This window comes from Bradyrhizobium sp., from assembly GCF_050014615.1.
Classification (GTDB): Bacteria; Pseudomonadota; Alphaproteobacteria; order Rhizobiales; family Xanthobacteraceae; genus Bradyrhizobium.
In genome coordinates this window covers 1-16,173 of record NZ_JBEKCZ010000123.1, presented here as the reverse complement: position 1 = coordinate 16,173, position 16,173 = coordinate 1, and the positions used below count along the sequence as shown (strand labels likewise).

General features: G+C 62.4%; 18 protein-coding genes. 14 read left to right on the top strand and 4 right to left on the bottom strand.

Annotated elements, in window-relative coordinates; all coding sequences use genetic code 11:
- The 7 genes from ABR948_RS19595 to cynS all read left to right on the top strand — a co-directional run.
- The coding region (locus ABR948_RS19595) for an OsmC family protein (protein ID WP_428120925.1) at positions 1 to 414 on the top strand (414 nt) is incomplete at its 5' end.
- A 50-nt stretch (positions 415 to 464) separates the two neighbouring features.
- Positions 465 to 1,583 (top strand): acyl-CoA dehydrogenase family protein, encoded by a 1,119-nt coding sequence (locus ABR948_RS19590; RefSeq protein ID WP_428120923.1) that lies wholly within the window; start codon positions 465 to 467, stop codon positions 1,581 to 1,583.
- Positions 1,584 to 1,643: 60 nt separating this feature from the next.
- Complete coding sequence (locus tag ABR948_RS19585) at positions 1,644 to 2,522, top strand: sulfurtransferase (protein WP_428120920.1); 879 nt, start codon at positions 1,644 to 1,646, stop codon at positions 2,520 to 2,522.
- Positions 2,523 to 2,644: 122 nt separating this feature from the next.
- Complete coding sequence (locus tag ABR948_RS19580) at positions 2,645 to 4,030, top strand: CmpA/NrtA family ABC transporter substrate-binding protein (RefSeq protein WP_428120917.1); 1,386 nt, start codon at positions 2,645 to 2,647, stop codon at positions 4,028 to 4,030.
- A gap of 166 nt (positions 4,031 to 4,196) precedes the next feature.
- Positions 4,197 to 5,036 carry a nitrate ABC transporter permease gene (gene ntrB, locus ABR948_RS19575; RefSeq protein ID WP_428120915.1) on the top strand — a complete coding sequence of 280 codons (840 nt, stop codon included), beginning with the start codon at positions 4,197 to 4,199 and terminating at the stop codon, positions 5,034 to 5,036.
- Between the two features lie 4 nt (positions 5,037 to 5,040).
- Positions 5,041 to 5,970, top strand: coding sequence for an ABC transporter ATP-binding protein (locus tag ABR948_RS19570; protein ID WP_428120912.1), 930 nt, complete (start codon positions 5,041 to 5,043; stop codon positions 5,968 to 5,970).
- 21 nt (positions 5,971 to 5,991) lie between these two features.
- A complete protein-coding gene (gene cynS / locus ABR948_RS19565) occupies positions 5,992 to 6,474 on the top strand; it encodes a cyanase (protein WP_428120909.1) in 483 nt (160 codons plus the stop codon).
- 121 nt (positions 6,475 to 6,595) lie between these two features.
- Here cynS and ABR948_RS19560 read toward each other — a convergent pair whose 3' ends face one another.
- Positions 6,596 to 6,916: a DUF1476 domain-containing protein gene (locus ABR948_RS19560; protein WP_428120929.1), complete on the bottom strand. Its 321-nt coding sequence runs from the start codon at positions 6,914 to 6,916 to the stop codon at positions 6,596 to 6,598.
- Between the two features lie 337 nt (positions 6,917 to 7,253).
- Between ABR948_RS19560 and purC the strand changes: the two genes are divergently transcribed.
- The 4 genes from purC (at position 7,254) to purL (ending at position 11,306) form a co-directional block, all read left to right on the top strand.
- Positions 7,254 to 8,021 carry a phosphoribosylaminoimidazolesuccinocarboxamide synthase gene (purC, locus tag ABR948_RS19555; protein ID WP_213738569.1) on the top strand — a complete coding sequence of 256 codons (768 nt, stop codon included), beginning with the start codon at positions 7,254 to 7,256 and terminating at the stop codon, positions 8,019 to 8,021.
- A gap of 10 nt (positions 8,022 to 8,031) precedes the next feature.
- Entirely contained in the window at positions 8,032 to 8,271 is a 240-nt protein-coding gene (purS, locus tag ABR948_RS19550) for a phosphoribosylformylglycinamidine synthase subunit PurS (protein ID WP_428120905.1), read from the top strand.
- A 1-nt stretch (position 8,272) separates the two neighbouring features.
- Positions 8,273 to 8,974, top strand: a complete 702-nt coding sequence (gene purQ, locus ABR948_RS19545) for a phosphoribosylformylglycinamidine synthase subunit PurQ (RefSeq protein ID WP_428120903.1) — start codon at positions 8,273 to 8,275, stop codon at positions 8,972 to 8,974.
- A gap of 127 nt (positions 8,975 to 9,101) precedes the next feature.
- A complete protein-coding gene (gene purL, locus ABR948_RS19540) occupies positions 9,102 to 11,306 on the top strand; it encodes a phosphoribosylformylglycinamidine synthase subunit PurL (RefSeq protein ID WP_428120900.1) in 2,205 nt (734 codons plus the stop codon).
- Positions 11,307 to 11,321: 15 nt separating this feature from the next.
- Here purL and ABR948_RS19535 read toward each other — a convergent pair whose 3' ends face one another.
- On the bottom strand, positions 11,322 to 11,681 hold the full coding sequence (locus ABR948_RS19535) for a DUF427 domain-containing protein (RefSeq protein WP_428120927.1): 360 nt from the start codon (positions 11,679 to 11,681) through the stop codon (positions 11,322 to 11,324).
- 258 nt (positions 11,682 to 11,939) lie between these two features.
- Between ABR948_RS19535 and ABR948_RS19530 the strand changes: the two genes are divergently transcribed.
- The gene (locus tag ABR948_RS19530; protein ID WP_428120899.1) at positions 11,940 to 12,194 is read left to right on the top strand and encodes a BolA family protein; all 255 of its coding nucleotides are present in this window, start codon (positions 11,940 to 11,942) and stop codon (positions 12,192 to 12,194) included.
- A 27-nt stretch (positions 12,195 to 12,221) separates the two neighbouring features.
- Positions 12,222 to 13,454, top strand: a complete 1,233-nt coding sequence (locus tag ABR948_RS19525; protein ID WP_428120898.1) for a low temperature requirement protein A — start codon at positions 12,222 to 12,224, stop codon at positions 13,452 to 13,454.
- Here the strand turns inward: ABR948_RS19525 and egtD are convergent.
- Complete coding sequence (egtD, locus tag ABR948_RS19520; protein ID WP_428120897.1) at positions 13,430 to 14,401, bottom strand: L-histidine N(alpha)-methyltransferase; 972 nt, start codon at positions 14,399 to 14,401, stop codon at positions 13,430 to 13,432. The genes ABR948_RS19525 and egtD overlap by 25 nt on opposite strands.
- 48 nt (positions 14,402 to 14,449) lie before the next feature.
- Positions 14,450 to 15,724 (bottom strand): ergothioneine biosynthesis protein EgtB, encoded by a 1,275-nt coding sequence (egtB, locus tag ABR948_RS19515; protein WP_428120894.1) that lies wholly within the window; start codon positions 15,722 to 15,724, stop codon positions 14,450 to 14,452.
- A 323-nt stretch (positions 15,725 to 16,047) separates the two neighbouring features.
- Between egtB and ABR948_RS19510 the strand changes: the two genes are divergently transcribed.
- The coding region (locus ABR948_RS19510) for a glutaredoxin family protein (RefSeq protein WP_490337847.1) at positions 16,048 to 16,173 on the top strand (126 nt) is incomplete at its 3' end.

The following is a 16,173-nucleotide window of genomic DNA, read 5'->3' as shown; positions in this document are numbered from 1 at the left end:
GTGGCCGAAGGCAAGTTCCGCCATGCCAATTATATCCGCAACCTTCCGCCCTACATCGTCGACGAGCCGCCGGGTCTGTTGGGCGACGACACCGCGCCCAATCCTTCCGAAGCTTCACTGGCGGCGCTGGGTTCCTGCCTCGCGGTAGGCCTTCACGCCAACGCCGTGCATCGCGGCTGGATCGTCAACAAGCTGGAACTTCAGCTCGAGGGTGACCTCAACATCACGGCGGTCTGGGGCACCGGCGACGTCAGCGAGAAGCCGGTCGGCTTCACCGACGTGCGGGTCAAGGTCGACATGGCCTGCGAGGGCATTGCGCAAAGCGAGATCGATGCGCTGGTCACCCACGTCAAGAAATGGTCGCCGGTCGCCAACACCTTCACCCGGCCGGTGAACCTCGAAGTCAGCGCCTGATCGTTCTGGCAACCAGTCGTCCCGGAAAAACTATCGGTGCGGAGAATCCCATGGGTTCATTAGCTTTATCGCGGCTGGCGGTCGACGAAGACCCTGCGTCGGCGTCGGTGGCCGATCAGGTCGCGACCATCGCGCGAAAAAACCTCGCACCCATGGCCGCCGCGATCGATGACGGCACGGTATATCCGGACGAACTGCTCCGGCGCCTCGGCGATGTCGGCGCCTGGAGCAGCCACCAGCCCAGGAATGGCGCAGCCGATCTGCGCTGCGCCATTCAATCGATGGCCGCGCTGGCTGAAGTTTGCGGCGCGACCGCCTTCATGGCGTGGTGCCAGAATACGTTGGTCTGGTATGCGGCGAATTCCGATAACGCCGCGCTCACCACCGGATTCGCGGACGGCGTCGCGGCGGGAAAAATTCTCGGCGGCACCGGCCTTTCCAACCCGATGAAGACTTTCTTCGGAATCGAGAAATTCAAATTGAAGGGCCGCAGGGTCGACGGCGGGTATGTCGTGCGCGGCGCGCTGCCCTGGGTCTCCAATCTCGGCCCCGACCATTTCTTCGGCACGATTTTCGAGCGCGAGGACATGCCCGGCGAGATCGTGATGTTCCTTGCCGATTGTTCCGATCCCGCGATCACGCTGCAGCCGTGCAAGCCGTTCCTCGCCATGGACGGCACCGGCACCTACGGCGTGCAATTCCGCGACATCTTCGTGCCGGATCGTCTCATCCTCGCGGAACAAGCGAAACCCTTCGTCAGGAAAATCCGTGCCGGCTTCATCCTGCTGCAGGCCGGGATGGGTGTCGGGCTGATCCGCGATTGCATCGCGATCATGAATGAAGTCGACGGCCCGCTCGGCCACGTCAATCGCTATCTGCCGCAGCAACCGTCGGATTTCAACCAGCTGCTGTCCGACCTTGAATCGGAAGCCATGGAGCTCGCGCGGGATCCCTTCAACGCCGACGACGATTATTGGCGTCGCGTGGTCACGCTGCGGCTCCATATCGGCGATGCCAGCGTCGCGGCCGCGCATGCGGCGATGCTTCATTGCGGCGCGCGCGGCTATCTCAAGAGCCATCGCGTCCAGCGCCGGCTGCGCGAGGCCTACTTCGTCGCGATCGTGACACCGGCCACCAAGCAGCTTCGCAAGATGCTGGCCGACATGTGAATTCTAAAGAGGATTTCGGCTCGACCCTAACTACCAACCAACTGAACAGGAGAGGCTGCCATGACGGACGTTCTGATTTCTGCCAGCGAACTCGCCGAACTCGCATCCAAGGAGCCGGTTGTCATCATCGACACCCGAAATCCGGATGCCTATGGCGCGGGACACCTCCCGAATGCCGTGAACGTGCACGAGATCTTCACCTACCTCGCGACATCGACTCCGGAAGGCATTCACGAGTTGAAGACGAAATTCGCCGACGCCTTCGGCAAGGCCGGATTGTCGGGCAAGGAAACCGCCGTTATTTACGAACAGTCGATGAACTCCGGCTTCGGCCAGTCCTGCCGCGGCTATTATCTCCTCACCATGCTCGGCTATCCCAAGGTCAAGGTGCTGGACGGCGGGTTCGACGCCTGGTCGGCCAAGGGCCTGCCGGTCACGACCGCGGTGCCTTCGCCGGCGCCGGCATCCTTCGCCATCGTTCCCGATGCCGCCAAGATCCTGATCGATGCCAAGACCATGCTTGCGGCGGTCGGCAAGCCCGGCGTCGCCTTGCTCGATGTGCGGGACGTCGATGAATGGATCGGCGAGAGCTCTTCGCCCTATGGCAAGGATTTCTGCCCGCGCAAGGGACGAATCCCCGGCGCGGTCTGGCTCGAATGGTACCGCATGATGAAGCCGACCTCGGAAGGACAGCGCTTCAAGTCCAAGGACGAAATTCTGGCCGAATGCGCGACCGTCGGCATCTCGCAGAATACGCCGGTCTATCTCTATTGCTTCAAGGGCGCGCGCGCGTCGAACACGTTCCTCGCGCTCAAGAATGCCGGCGTCAAGGATGTGCGGATGTATTTCGGCTCGTGGAACGAATGGTCGCGCGATCCGTCGCTGCCGATCGAGGAAGGCCTGCCCACCGAGAGCAAGCTGACGGTCAAGGCCGCCTAATAAAGCGGCACAGAAAGTGCATGTTTTCATTGCCCGGCCGTATCCAGGCGGCCGGGCGGTGAATCCCCGGCGTGGCGGGTTTTACCTTTTGGCGATTTCGGCACCACGTGAGGGAATCCAGCATGTCCACCTTCGACGATGCCTTCGACGCTGACCGCGCGCTGTCGCGGTCGGGCTGCGTGTGCGGCCAGCATCGTTCCGCCGGTGAACATGATCAGGCCGCTCTGGCGCTGCGCTGCGAGCCGGTGCCGACGGACGAGGCGCGTTACGAGGGCGTCGTGGCCTCGGCCGTGATGCGCGCAATGTTTCCTCGGGATGCCGCCCGGCGAGCGTTCCTGAAATCGGTTGGCGCCTCGACCGCGCTGGCCGCGATCTCCCAGTTTTTCCCGATCAAGACCGCGACCGAGGCGTTTGCCGAGGCGGGCGCGCCGGAGAAAAAGGATCTGAAGGTCGGCTTCATCCCGATCACCTGCGCCACGCCGATCATCATGGCATCGCCGCTCGGTTTCTACGCCAAGCATGGCCTCAATGTCGAAGTGGTCAAGACCGCCGGCTGGGCGGTGGTTCGCGACAAGACCATCAACAAGGAATATGACGCCGCGCACATGCTGGCGCCGATGCCGATCGCGATTTCGCTCGGCCTCGGCGCGCAGGCGATTCCGTTCGCGGTCCCCGCGATCGAGAATATCAACGGCCAGGGCATCACGCTTGCAATGAAGCACAAGGACAAGCGCGATCCGAAGGACTGGAAGGGCATGAAATTCGCCATTCCGTTCGACTATTCCATGCACAACTATCTCCTGCGCTATTATCTCGCCGAGCACGGTCTCGACCCCGACACCGATGTGCAGCTGCGCTCGGTGCCGCCCCCGGAGATGGTCGCCAATCTGCGCGCCGACAACATCGACGGCTTCCTCGCGCCCGACAATATCTGCCAGCGCGCGATCTATGACGGCGTCGGCTTCATGCATATTCTGTCCAAGGAGATCTGGGACGGTCATCCCTGCTGCAGCTTCGCGGCGAGCCGCGAGTTCATTACCGGATCGCCCAACAGTTTCGCGGCCTTGACGCGCGCGATCCTGGACGCGACCGCCTACGCCTCGAAGGCGGAAAACCGCAAACAGATCGCGGAAGCCATTGCGCCGGCGAATTATATCAACGCACCCGTGACCGTGCTGGAGCAGGTTCTCACCGGGACCTATGCGGACGGACTGGGCGGCGTCAAAACCGATGCCAAGCGGGTCGATTTCGATCCGTTCCCCTGGCAATCCTTCGCGGTGTGGATGCTGACCCAGATGAAACGCTGGGGCCAGATCAAGGGCGATGTCGATTACAAGGCGGTGGCCGAACAGGTCTATCTCGCCACCGATACGCGCAAGGCCATGACCGAGATGGGGCTGGCGCCGCCGGCGACGTCCTACAAATCATTCGCCGTCATGGGCAAGACCTTCGATCCGGCCACCCCCGAGGATTACCTCAACAGCTTCAAGATCAGGAAGGCGTCGTGAGCGCGATGGCGCGAATATATTCGCAGCAGTCGTCCCGGCGAACGCCGGGACCCATACGCCGCGGCTTCGCGTTTCGGCACTGGGTCAGACACCTTCTGCATCAAGCAGTGCCGGTGGTTATGGGTCCCGGCGTTCGCCGGGACGACGCTCCGCGGGGGCTTGCGCAATGACCACCTCCCTCCGTTTTCGCGCGGCGATCGTGTCGATCGCTTTGTTTTTGGCCTTCATCGGCATCTGGCACATCGCCACGCGCGGCACCGGCAGTGTCGCCAGCATGAGCCCGGAATATGCCAGGCTGATGGGGCTCACCGCGACGCAGGGAAAATCGGCGATGCCGGGCCCGCTCGATGTCGGCGCGAAATTATGGGAGCACCTCCAGCGGCCGTTCTACGATAACGGGCCCAACGACAAGGGCCTCGGCATCCAGCTCGGCTATTCGATCGCGCGCGTCGGGCTCGGCTATTTTCTGGCCGTGATCGTCGCCATCCCGCTCGGTTTCCTGATCGGGATGTCGCCCCTCATCAACCAAGCGCTCGACCCGTTCATCCAGATTCTGAAGCCGATCTCGCCGCTCGCCTGGATGCCGCTGGCGCTCTACACCATCAAGGATTCCGGACTGTCCGCGATTTTCGTGATTTTCATCTGTTCGGTATGGCCGATGCTGCTCAATACCGCGTTCGGTGTCGCCGCCGTGCGCAAGGAATGGATCAACGTCGCGCGCACGCTCGAGGTCGGCACACTCCGGCGCGCCTTCACCGTGATCCTGCCGGCGGCGGCGCCGACCATTCTCACGGGCATGCGGATCTCGATCGGGATCGCCTGGCTGGTGATCGTCGCAGCCGAAATGCTGGTCGGCGGCACCGGCATCGGTTACTTCGTCTGGAACGAGTGGAACAATCTCTCGATCACCAATGTCATCATTGCCATTCTCCTGATCGGCGTCGTCGGCATGCTGCTCGATCAGATTCTGGCGCGCTTCACCCGCATGGTCACATTTCCGGAGTGAAGCGATGACCGACAAATTCATTTCCATCGAGGCCATTGCAAAACGCTACCCGGGCGCCGACGGCGGCGAGATCGCGGTGTTCGAAAATCTCTGGCTGTCGATGGCGCGCGGCGAGTTCGGCTGCGTGATCGGTCACTCCGGCTGCGGCAAGACCACGGTGCTGAACATCCTGGCCGGGCTCGATGCGCCGAGCGAAGGCACCGTGATTGTGGATGGGCAGGCGATCGAGGGCACCAGCCTCGACCGCGCGGTGATTTTCCAGAGCCATGCGCTGCTGCCGTGGCGCACCGTGCTTGGCAACGTCGCCTATGCCGTGACCTCGAAATGGCGCGGCTGGGACCGTGCCAAAGTGAGGGCGCACGCTCAGAGCTTCATCGATCTGGTGGGCCTGACCGGCGCCGAGCACAAGCGCCCGTCGGAACTCTCTGGCGGTATGAAACAGCGCGTCGGCATTGCGCGCGCGCTCAGCATCACGCCGAAGATCATGCTGATGGACGAGCCGTTCTCGGCGCTCGACGCGCTAACGCGCGGCACGCTGCAGGACGAGGTCCGCCGCATTTGCCTCGAGACCGGGCAGACCGCGTTCATGATTACCCACGACGTCGATGAGGCGATCTATCTTGCCGACAAGATTTTCCTGATGACCAACGGACCGGGCGCGGTGCTGGCCGAGATCGTCGAGAATCCGCTGCCAAAGGATCGCGGCCGCATCGATCTGCACCGCCATCCCTATTACTACGCGGTGCGCAATCACATCGTCGATTTTCTGGTCAGCCGCAGCAAGAGCTTTGCGGCCGATATGCCCGGCCACGATCCGCGCAACGTGCCGGTGGTGCGGATCGGCAAACCCGAACTGGTAATCGCATCGGTGTCCGATGCGCTCCATCCGGAATCAGAGCGAAAGACGTGGATGCCCGGCACAAGGCCGGCATGACGGGCGAAAAGGGAGAGACCCATGAAACGAACCGACCTCACCGAAAAGCTGCTCGACATCAAGCGCGAGAAGGGCTGGAGCTGGAAACATATCTGCGAAAAGATCGGCGGCTATTCCGAAGTGCTGATCGTCGGCGCCATCCTGGGCCAGATGAAGCTGACAAAGCCGCAGGCGGCGAATGCGCAGGAACTGTTCGGGCTGTCCAAATCCGAAACCACGATGCTCAACGAGACCCCGATGCGCGGCATGGAAATGCCGCCGACCGATCCCTTGATCTACCGGTTCTATGAACTGGTGATGGTCAACGGTCCGGCCTGGAAGGCGCTGATCGAGGAGGAATATGGCGACGGCATCATGTCGGCGATCGATTTCGACATGGTGATGGAGCGCCTGCCCAATCCCAAGGGCGACCGCGTCAAGATCACGATGTCAGGCAAGTTCCTGCCGTACAAATATTACGGCGCCAGCGGCAACGTGCCGGAATATGGCTTTAAGGAGGGGTGAGGGTGCGACGGAAACGTCATTCCGGGATGCACCGAAGGTGCAGACCCGGAATCTCGCAATGGTCGTCCATTATCTCGAGATTCCGGGTTCGTGCTTCGCACGCCCCGGAATGACGCAATCTCTACGTTCCCGCCTTCACCTGCACGATGGCAAGCGCCAGCAGTTCGTCCATCTTGGCGCGAATCTGCCCTTCGGTGACGGCAATGCCTTTGGCGTTGAGATCGCCGGTCACCTTGCGAAAGACACCGTCGCCGGCTTCCTCGAAATCGGCGGCGACGACGTCCCTGGCATAGGCGCTGGCGGCTTCGGCTGACATGCCCTGTCTGTCCGCCGCCCACAATCCCAGGAGCTTGTTGCGGCGGGCTTCGGCCTTGAACTTCTGCTCTTCGTCGAGCGCGAACTTCTTCTCGAAACCTTCCTCCCGCTTGTCGAAGGTGGTCATAACAGAGGGTTCCTCTCCTGATGCCGGGTTCTCGCCGGTTTCCTGCCGATTTTGGCGCCAGCGGGCCTCGTTGCGGCGCCCCGTCTGCATGCCTAGATATTGGAAGAAATCGTTAACACAACGGGCCTCAAGGCCCTGCGGCAAATGGGGTAAAACTTTGCCCCGGGGGACCGGATCGATTGTGCTGGATAGGCCAATCGGATAGGTTGGATTCCAGGCTTGGTTCTTGTTCTGTTTCTTGTCCCTGGCCTTCACGGCAGCTCCGTCGTGGGTCGCAGTCCCTTGTCATCCGGAGCACACCAAATTCATGGATTTCAACAACACACGGTACATCCCAATGAGCCGTCGACGCCGCATTTATGAAGGCAAGGCCAAGGTCCTCTATGAAGGGCCGGAGCCGGGAACCCTGATCCAGCACTTCAAGGACGACGCGACCGCGTTCAACAAGCAGAAACACCAGGTGATCGAGGGCAAGGGCGTCCTCAACAACCGGATTTCGGAGTACCTGTTTCAGCATCTCAACGACATCGGGGTGCCCACCCATTTCATCCGCCGCCTCAACATGCGCGAGCAACTGATTCGCGAGGTCGAGATCGTGCCGCTCGAGGTCGTGGTGCGGAACGTGGCGGCGGGATCGCTGTCGCAGCGCCTCGGCATCGAGGAAGGTACCCAGCTGCCGCGCTCGATTATCGAGTTCTACTACAAGAACGACCAGCTCAATGACCCCATGGTCTCCGAGGAGCACATCACGGCGTTCGGCTGGGCCACGCCGCAGGAAATCGACGACATCATGGCGCTGGCCATCCGCGTCAACGACTTCCTGACCGGGCTGTTTCTGGGAATCGGCATCCGCCTGGTCGATTTCAAGATGGAATGCGGCCGGCTGTTTGAAAATGAAATGATGCGGATCATCGTCGCCGACGAGATCTCGCCGGATTCGTGCCGGCTGTGGGATATCAAGTCGAACGAGAAGCTCGACAAGGACCGCTTCCGCAGGGATCTCGGTGGTCTCTTGGAGGCCTATACCGAAGTCGCCAAGCGGCTCGGCATCCTGATGGAAAACGAGCGGCCGGTGGGATCCGGCCCGGTGCTGGTGAAGAGCTGAGGTTATTGCCGTGAAAGCGCGCGTTACCGTCACCTTGAAGTCGGGCATTCTCGATCCGCAGGGCAAGGCCATCGAAGGCGCGCTGAAATCGCTCGGCGTCGACGGCGTCGCGAGCGTGCGCCAGGGCAAGGTGTTCGATATCGAAATCTCGGGCTCCGACAAGGCCAAGACCGAGGCGGCGTTGAAAGACGCCGCCGATAAATTGCTGGCGAATACGGTGATCGAAAACTATCGGGTCGAGCTGCTCTAGAATGAAATCCGCTGTTCTGGTCTTTCCCGGCATCAATCGCGAACGCGATATGGCGCGCGCGCTCAAGCTGGCGTCGGGTCATGAAGCCGCGATGGTCTGGCATGCCGAGACGTCGCTGCCTGCGGGGACCGATCTCGTGGTGGTGCCCGGCGGCTTTTCCTACGGCGACTATCTGCGCTGCGGCGCCATCGCCGCGCGCTCGCCCGTGATGGACGCGGTGCGCGCCTTTGCGGCCAGGGGCGGCCTCGTGCTCGGGGTCTGCAACGGTTTCCAGATTCTGTGCGAGGCGGGGCTGTTACCCGGCGTTCTCATGCGCAATGCGCGGCTGAAATTCATCTGCCGCGATGTGCATCTGCGGGTCGAACGCTCCGACACGCCGTTCACGCGCGGCTACAATGCCGGGCAGATCATTCGGGTGCCGATCGCGCATGGCGAGGGCAATTACGAGGCGGATGAAGACACCCTGAAGCGGCTCGAGGGCGAGGGGCGGGTGCTCTATCGCTACTGCTCCGCCGACGGCACTGTCGACGAGCATTCCAACATCAACGGCGCGGCGCAATCGATCGCCGGCATCGTCAGCGAGCGCGGCAACGTGCTCGGCATGATGCCGCATCCGGAAAACCACGTCGAAGACATCATGGGCTGCACCGACGGCCGCGGCCTGTTCGCCGGGTTAGTCGCGCATCTGGAGCGCGCGGCCTGAGCGTTGACCGCGCGGCGGGCAGCGTTCGCCCGCAAAGCTATGGACAGCAGGAAATTGCGCCATAAAAGGCCTTTTCCACCCCTTCCGATCTCCCTAAAAAGAGACCTCAATCGCTTTAAAGAGCCTCATGAACCAGCCGCAGATCACTCCCGAACTCGTCGCCAGCCATGGGCTGAAGCCGGACGAATATCAGCGCATTCTCGAGCTGATCGGCCGGGTGCCGAGTTTCACCGAGCTCGGGATTTTCTCGGCGATGTGGAACGAGCATTGCTCGTACAAATCCTCGCGGCTGCATCTGCGCGGGCTGCCGACCAAGGCGCCGTGGGTGATTCAGGGGCCGGGCGAAAACGCTGGCGTGATCGACATCGGCGACGGCCAGGCGGTGGTGTTCAAGATGGAGAGCCACAACCATCCGAGCTACATCGAACCCTATCAGGGTGCGACCACGGGCGTCGGCGGCATCCTGCGCGACGTGTTCACGATGGGCGCGCGTCCCATTGCCTGTCTCAATGCGCTCTCCTTCGGGGCGCCGGAGCATCCCAAGACCCGCCATCTGGTCTCGGGCGTGGTCGCCGGCGTCGGCGGCTACGGCAATTCGTTCGGGGTTCCGACCGTCGGCGGGCAGGTGCGTTTCCACACCCGCTATGACGGCAATATTCTGGTCAATGCGATGGCGGTTGGCCTCGCCGATACCGATAAAATTTTCTACGCGGCGGCGTCGGGCGTGAACATGCCGATCGTCTATCTCGGTTCCAAGACCGGCCGCGACGGCATCCACGGCGCCTCGATGGCATCGGCCGAATTCGACGACGATTCCGCCGAGAAACGCCCGACCGTGCAGGTCGGCGATCCCTTCGCCGAGAAGCTATTGCTGGAAGCCTGCCTCGAAATCATGGAAGCCGATTGCGTGATCGCGATCCAGGACATGGGCGCGGCGGGCCTGACCTGTTCCGCGGTAGAAATGGGTGCCAAGGGCGATCTCGGCGTCGATCTCGATCTCGACGCGGTGCCGACCCGCGAAACCGGCATGAGCGCCTATGAAATGATGCTCTCGGAAAGCCAGGAGCGCATGCTGATGGTGCTCAAGCCCGAGAAGGAAAAAGAGGCCGAGGCGATCTTCCGCAAATGGGGGCTGGATTTCGCCGTGGTCGGCTACACCACGCCGAGCAAGCGCTTCGTGGTCAAGCATGGCGGCGACATCATGGCCGACCTGCCGATCAAGGAACTCGGCGACGAAGCGCCGCTCTACGATCGGCCCCATGTGGAATCGCCGCTGCTGCCGATGGTTCAGGCGCGCGAAGTGAAGCCGCCCATGGATATCGCGGCCGCGCTGGAGAAACTCATTGCGACGCCTGAGCTCTGCTCGCGGCGCTGGGTATGGGAGCAATATGACCACGTCATTCTCGGCAATACCGTGCAGCGGCCGGGCGGCGATGCTGCTGTCGTGCGGGTGCAGGATGGACCGAAGGGGCTGGCGCTGACGGTCGATGTCACGCCGCGCTATTGCGAGGCCGATCCCTATCAGGGCGGCATGCAGGCGGTGGCCGAAGCCTGGCGCAACATCACGGCGGTCGGCGGCCGGCCGCTGGCGATCACCGACAATCTCAATTTCGGCAATCCGGAGCGGCCGGAAATCATGGGCCAGTTCGTCGGCTGCCTGAAGGGCATCGCGGAAGCCTGCCGCGCGCTCGACTTCCCCGTCGTGTCCGGCAATGTCTCGCTCTACAACGAGACCAACGGCCGCGGCATCCTGCCGACGCCATCGATCGGCGGCGTCGGGTTACTCGATGATTTCACCAAATCCGCGACGCTTGCGTTCAAGACCGAAGGCGAGGCGATCCTGTTGATCGGCGACACCCAGGGCTGGCTCGGCCAGTCCGTTTATCTGCGCGACATCTGCGGCCGCGAAGAGGGTGCGCCGCCGCCGGTCGATCTCGTGGCGGAAAAACGCAACGGCGACGTGGTGCGCGGCATGATCCACGCCGGCACCGCGACCGCGGCACATGATGTTTCCGACGGCGGCCTGTTGATTGCGTTGGCCGAGATGGCAATGGCGGGTGGGGTGGGCGCGCAGCTGTTGGCCGCTCCGGGATCGATCGTGCCCCATGCCCATTGGTTCGGCGAAGATCAGGCGCGCTATATCGTCACGGTACCGGCCGATCAGGCGGGCCTGGTGCTGGCGAAGATGAAAGGTGCCGGCGTGCCCTGCGCGCGCATCGGCACCACCGGTGGCGATGCGGTTGCGATTGCAGGCGAGACGCCGGTGTCGGTGGCGTCCCTCAAGTCCGGTTTCGAGAGCTGGTTTCCGGCCTACATGAACGGCAAGGCGTAGGGTCTCTCAAATCTCTCAAGCCACTTCCTCGATCTTGACCTTGTCTGGATAGAACGCCAGATGGCCGGTGATTTCCGTCATCGCCGGGAACGGCGTCTCGTAGGTCCAGATCGAATTTTCGAGGGTCTTGCCGTCGGCAACGATGCTGAAATAGCTCGCGTCGCCCTTATAGGGGCAGTGCGTCGACCGGTCGGTACGCGCCATTAGCTCCAGATTGGCGTCCTGGCGCGGTACATACTGCACCGCCGGGTAGCTCGCTTCCTTCAGCGTCAGGGCATGGGTGGTATCGGCGATCACGACGCCGCCGACGGAGACGCGGACGCGTTTCGGGTTTGCGGTGATGGTGATCGGGTGGTCGGGACCGGGAAGTTTCATGGTTGTAGGCCTTTCGGTCAGCCCGTTGTGATCGTGCATGACGATCATTCCGGCTTTGCAAGGGTCGGAACGGGAATATAGTGCGACAGAGCGTGACATCCAGAGCGCAATCGGCAAAAGTAGGCCTTGGCCAAAGCTGGACTGGGCCAACGTCGAGTCGGCCAAAGTAGACTCGGTTTTGTGTACCCGGCTGATCCTGCGCCAGGGTAGCCACGCTGATTTCAGGCGCCGCGAACCGCCGGATAGGAGAAATTTGGGATGCCGATGGATGCCCACGATATCGAATCGATGATCAAGGCAGCTATCCCCGACGCCGAGGTGACGATCCGCGATCTGGCCGGCGATGGCGACCATTATGCGGCGACGGTGATTTCGGCGTCGTTCCGCGGCAAATCCCGGGTTCAGCAGCACCAGATCGTCTATCAATCGCTGCAGGGACAGATGGGCGGCGTGCTTCACGCCCTGGCGTTGCAGACCGGGGTACCTGCCGGACCCGGAGTACCGGAGGGCTAGGTTCGCTCCGGCGGGACGGGGGACCTCATGGCTGTGGACAGGGATCGCGGCCCGTTGTTCCGCCTGATCACGCCGAACCAGCACGGCCGTGTCACCTACGCCGAGCTGTTGTTCGATCTGGTGTTCGTTTTCGCGGTCACCCAGATCTCGCACACCTTGCTTGGCCGGTTCACGCCGCTTGGCGCGCTGCAGACCACCTTGCTGCTTCTCAGCGTATGGTGGGTGTGGGTTTACACCTCCTGGGTCACCAACTGGCTCAATCCCGAACTGACGCCGGTGCGGATCCTGCTGTTTCTGCTGATGCTGGGCGGGCTCGTGCTGTCCACATCGATTCCGAAAGCCTTCGAAAGCAGGGGATTGTGGTTCGCGATCGCCTATGCCGGGATGCAGGTCGGCCGGACCATCTTCTGGCTGTTATCGACGCCGCGGGCCAGAATTCTGGCGCGCACCAATGCGTTCCGTATCCTGGTCTGGCTGTCGGTGTCGGCGATGTTCTGGATCGCGGGCGGCTTTGCGCAAGGGCAGCAGCGGCTGGCGCTTTGGGCGGTGGCGCTGGGCATCGAATATATTTCGCCGGCGGTGCGGTTCTGGATCCCGAAATACGGCGCGTCGTCGGTGGCGGACTGGTACGTCGAGGGCGGCCATATGGCGGAGCGGTGCGCCGGCTTCATCATCATCGCGCTCGGCGAATCCATTGTCGTCACCGGCGCGACCTTTGCCGATCTGGCCTGGACCGGTGCAACCGTCACCGCCTTCGTGTCGGCCTTTGTCGGCGCGCTGGCGATGTGGTGGATCTATTTTCACAAGGGCGCCGAAGCCGGCTCCGAACTGATTTCAAACTCCAGCGAACCGGGGCGGCTGGCGCGACTGGCGTATACCTATCTGCACCTGCCGATCGTGGCCGGCATCATTCTCTCGGCCGTGGCCGATGAACTCGTGCTGACGCATCCAGCCGACCGTTCCGATCTCAAGACCGTGCTGAGCGCGATCGGCGGGCCGTTACTGTTTCTGATCGGAACCATCCTGTTCAAGCATGCCATTCGCGGCTGGCTTCAGCTCTCGCACGGCGTCGGCATCGTCGCCCTTTGCGCCATGGCCTGGTTTGCCGGCGAGCTGTCGCCACTGATGCTGTCGATCCTGACGACGATGCTGATGGTCATCGTCGCGGTGTGGGAGACGATCTCGCTGTCCGGCGCGGCCGAATCCCGATCTGAAAAACCCAGATCTGAAAAACCTCAGTCCGAAGCCACCAGCGCGTGAACCGAGAACATGCCGGCCGCGTCGGTCCACGATTCCAGCGGCGTCCAGCCCGAGCCGCGCGCCAGCGCGGTGAAGCGATCGAGGCTGTATTTGTAGCTGCTCTCGGTGTGAATGCTTTCGCCGGCGCGGAACGAAAAATTCCGGCCCAATACCCGCGCGGTCAGCGCCTTGCGGCTGATCAGATGCATTTCGATCCGATGGCGCTCGCGGTTGTAGATCGCGCGGTGGGTGAACGCGCCAAGGTCGAAATCACCGCCGAGTTCGCGGTTGATGCGATGCAGCACGTTGAGATTGAAGCGCGCCGTGACCCCTGCGGAATCGTTATAGGCATCATACAATACCCGCTCGTCCTTCTCGAGATCGACGCCGATCACCATCCGGGAGCCTTGCCCCAGAATCTCGCGGGCGCTGCGCAGAAAGGCGCAGGCCTCGTGCGGCTCGAAATTTCCGAGCGTCGAGCCCGGGAAAAATCCGACCTTCGGCGTCGCGCTGATGGCCTGTGGCAACTCGAACGGCGCGGTAAAATCCGCGGTGACCGGATACACGTCGAGCCCGGGGAAATCCGCGCGCAAGGCGTCGGCCTGGGATTTGAGAAAGTCGCCGGAAATGTCCACGGGGACGTAGGCACCGAACGCGCATTCGTTCATGAGCAGCCGCACCTTGGTGGTCGCGCCCGCGCCGAATTCCACCAACGCGGCGCCCTTGGGGATGATGGCCGATATCGCGCGCCCGCGGTCACGCAGGATCGTCAGTTCGGTGCGGGTCGGGTAATATTCCGGCAGCACGGTGATCTGCTCGAACAGTTCCGAGCCCGTGGCGTCGTAGAAATATTTCGGCGACAGCCGTTTCGGGTGCTGCGACAGATCGTCGATCACGTCGCGGGCAAAGGCCGAGGTTTGTTCGTCGAAGGGATGCGCTTTTGCCAGGGCGGCAGCGTGCACATTCATGACAATCTCCCGAACGCGCTCTGCGGCGCGGTTTGAATTGACAAAATATCAGCCGGCATAATCGGCGAGACGCAGTCCCGTGAATTGCCAGCGGTGGTGCGGGTAAAAGAAGTTTCGATAGGTGATACGGCTGTGTCCGCGGGGAGTTGCAAGCGATGAGCCGCGCAGCACAAGCTGGTTGACCATGAACTTGCCGTTATATTCGCCGAGCGCGCCTTCGGCGGCGCGGTAGCCGGGATAGGGCGCATAGGCGCTGCGGGTCCACTGCCACACGATCCCGAAGGCGTCATGGAGATGGCCGGCGCGTGCGGCGACTTCCCATTCCATTTCGGTCGGCAAATGCTTGCCGCTCCAGCGCGCGAACGCGTCGGCTTCGTAGTAGCTGACGTGGCAGACCGGACCTGAGGGATCGACCGGCTGCAGTCCTCCGAGTGTCATGATGTGCCATTCGCCGTCGACCTGCCGCCAGTGACCGGGGGCCTGCCATCCTTCATTGCCGGCGGCGGCAAAACCGTCCATCAGCCAGAGCGTCGGCGTCGCGTAGCCGCCATCCGCCATGAAGGCGAGCCATTGCGCATTGGTGACGAGATGGCGCGCCAGCCGGACCGGACCCACCAGGGCGCGGTGCGCCGGCTTTTCATTGTCAAAATGAAACGTATCGTCGGCATGCCCGATGCTGTGAATGCCCTCGTTGAGTGTCACCCACGCCTCGCCGCCACGCGTTGGGTCACCGGGAGGAGTTGAAGCCGGAAATGTCCACAGCGAATCGTAAGCCGGCGGAATCGGGTTTTGCGCAAACGCATGCAGGATATCGGTCAGCATCAATTCCTGATGCTGCTGTTCGTGGTTGAGGCCGACTTCCACCAGCGGCGCGATGGCAGCCAGCGTCTCATTGCCGGCCTCGCGAAAGAATTTGACCACGGCGGTGTCGACGTGGCGGCGGTAGGCGGTGATTTCGTCGGCGCCCGGCCGGGTCAAATGGCCGCGCTGGTGCCGGGCGTGCCGGGGTCCGGCGCTGACATAGTAGGAATTGAACAGGAAGGCATAGTCGGGATGAAAGGGCGTATAGCCCTTGCAGTGCTCGCCCAGCAGGAATTGCTCGAAGAACCAGGTGGTATGGGCGCGGTGCCATTTCGCCGGGCTCGCATCCGGCATCGACTGGATCAACTGATCCTCAGGGGTCAGGGCGGCCGCGCGGCGCTCGGTCTCGTCTCGGACGGCAAGGAAGGCTTCCGCCAGATCTTGGGCCGGGCTGCCGGAATCGGAGAATAATGACGGGCAAGGGGCGGCGGTCGCGGCCGCAGCGGATGCTGGTTTCGTCACTGGTATCTCCGGTTCGGGAGAGAACGTTAGTCCGGCGGACGGGTTCCCCGAGAACAGCCTGTCCTAGATAGGGGCTCCCGTCCGGGATAAAAGCCTCCCAAGGGTACGTTCACGGCTACGTTGGAGGCCATCATGGTGTTACCCGCCGGCCAGGGTCCGACCCCTCAGGCGGGCACCGGCTGAAAGCTGTGCATGCCAGCTCCTCGCCATTTTACTTTGGATGCACAATGGTTTGGGGTACATATATAACAGTAGCGGGTTTAACGGACGGATGCCGGCCCGAGAGGTTATGCCGCAGGGGCAGTGCCCAAAAGGAATCGAATATGAGCATCGAACAATTCATTGACAATGAAGTGAAGTCGAATGACGTCGTGCTGTTTATGAAGGGGACGCCGCAGTTTCCGCAGTGCGGTTTTTCCGGGCAGGTAGTCCAGATTCTCGATCATGTC

What these genes read in the sequence shown, in the direction of transcription:
- ABR948_RS19590 (WP_428120923.1), top strand. Translation starts at nt 465, where the DNA reads ATGGGTTCATTAGCTTTATCGCGGCTGGCGGTCGACGAAGACCCTGCG.
- ABR948_RS19585 (WP_428120920.1), top strand. Translation starts at nt 1,644, where the DNA reads ATGACGGACGTTCTGATTTCTGCCAGCGAACTCGCCGAACTCGCATCC.
- ABR948_RS19580 (WP_428120917.1), top strand. Translation starts at nt 2,645, where the DNA reads ATGTCCACCTTCGACGATGCCTTCGACGCTGACCGCGCGCTGTCGCGG.
- ntrB (WP_428120915.1), top strand. Translation starts at nt 4,197, where the DNA reads ATGACCACCTCCCTCCGTTTTCGCGCGGCGATCGTGTCGATCGCTTTG.
- ABR948_RS19570 (WP_428120912.1), top strand. Translation starts at nt 5,041, where the DNA reads ATGACCGACAAATTCATTTCCATCGAGGCCATTGCAAAACGCTACCCG.
- cynS (WP_428120909.1), top strand. Translation starts at nt 5,992, where the DNA reads ATGAAACGAACCGACCTCACCGAAAAGCTGCTCGACATCAAGCGCGAG.
- ABR948_RS19560 (WP_428120929.1), bottom strand. Translation starts at nt 6,916, where the DNA reads ATGACCACCTTCGACAAGCGGGAGGAAGGTTTCGAGAAGAAGTTCGCG.
- purC (WP_213738569.1), top strand. Translation starts at nt 7,254, where the DNA reads ATGAGCCGTCGACGCCGCATTTATGAAGGCAAGGCCAAGGTCCTCTAT.
- purQ (WP_428120903.1), top strand. Translation starts at nt 8,273, where the DNA reads ATGAAATCCGCTGTTCTGGTCTTTCCCGGCATCAATCGCGAACGCGAT.
- purL (WP_428120900.1), top strand. Translation starts at nt 9,102, where the DNA reads ATGAACCAGCCGCAGATCACTCCCGAACTCGTCGCCAGCCATGGGCTG.
- ABR948_RS19535 (WP_428120927.1), bottom strand. Translation starts at nt 11,681, where the DNA reads ATGAAACTTCCCGGTCCCGACCACCCGATCACCATCACCGCAAACCCG.
- ABR948_RS19530 (WP_428120899.1), top strand. Translation starts at nt 11,940, where the DNA reads ATGCCGATGGATGCCCACGATATCGAATCGATGATCAAGGCAGCTATC.
- ABR948_RS19525 (WP_428120898.1), top strand. Translation starts at nt 12,222, where the DNA reads ATGGCTGTGGACAGGGATCGCGGCCCGTTGTTCCGCCTGATCACGCCG.
- egtD (WP_428120897.1), bottom strand. Translation starts at nt 14,401, where the DNA reads ATGAATGTGCACGCTGCCGCCCTGGCAAAAGCGCATCCCTTCGACGAA.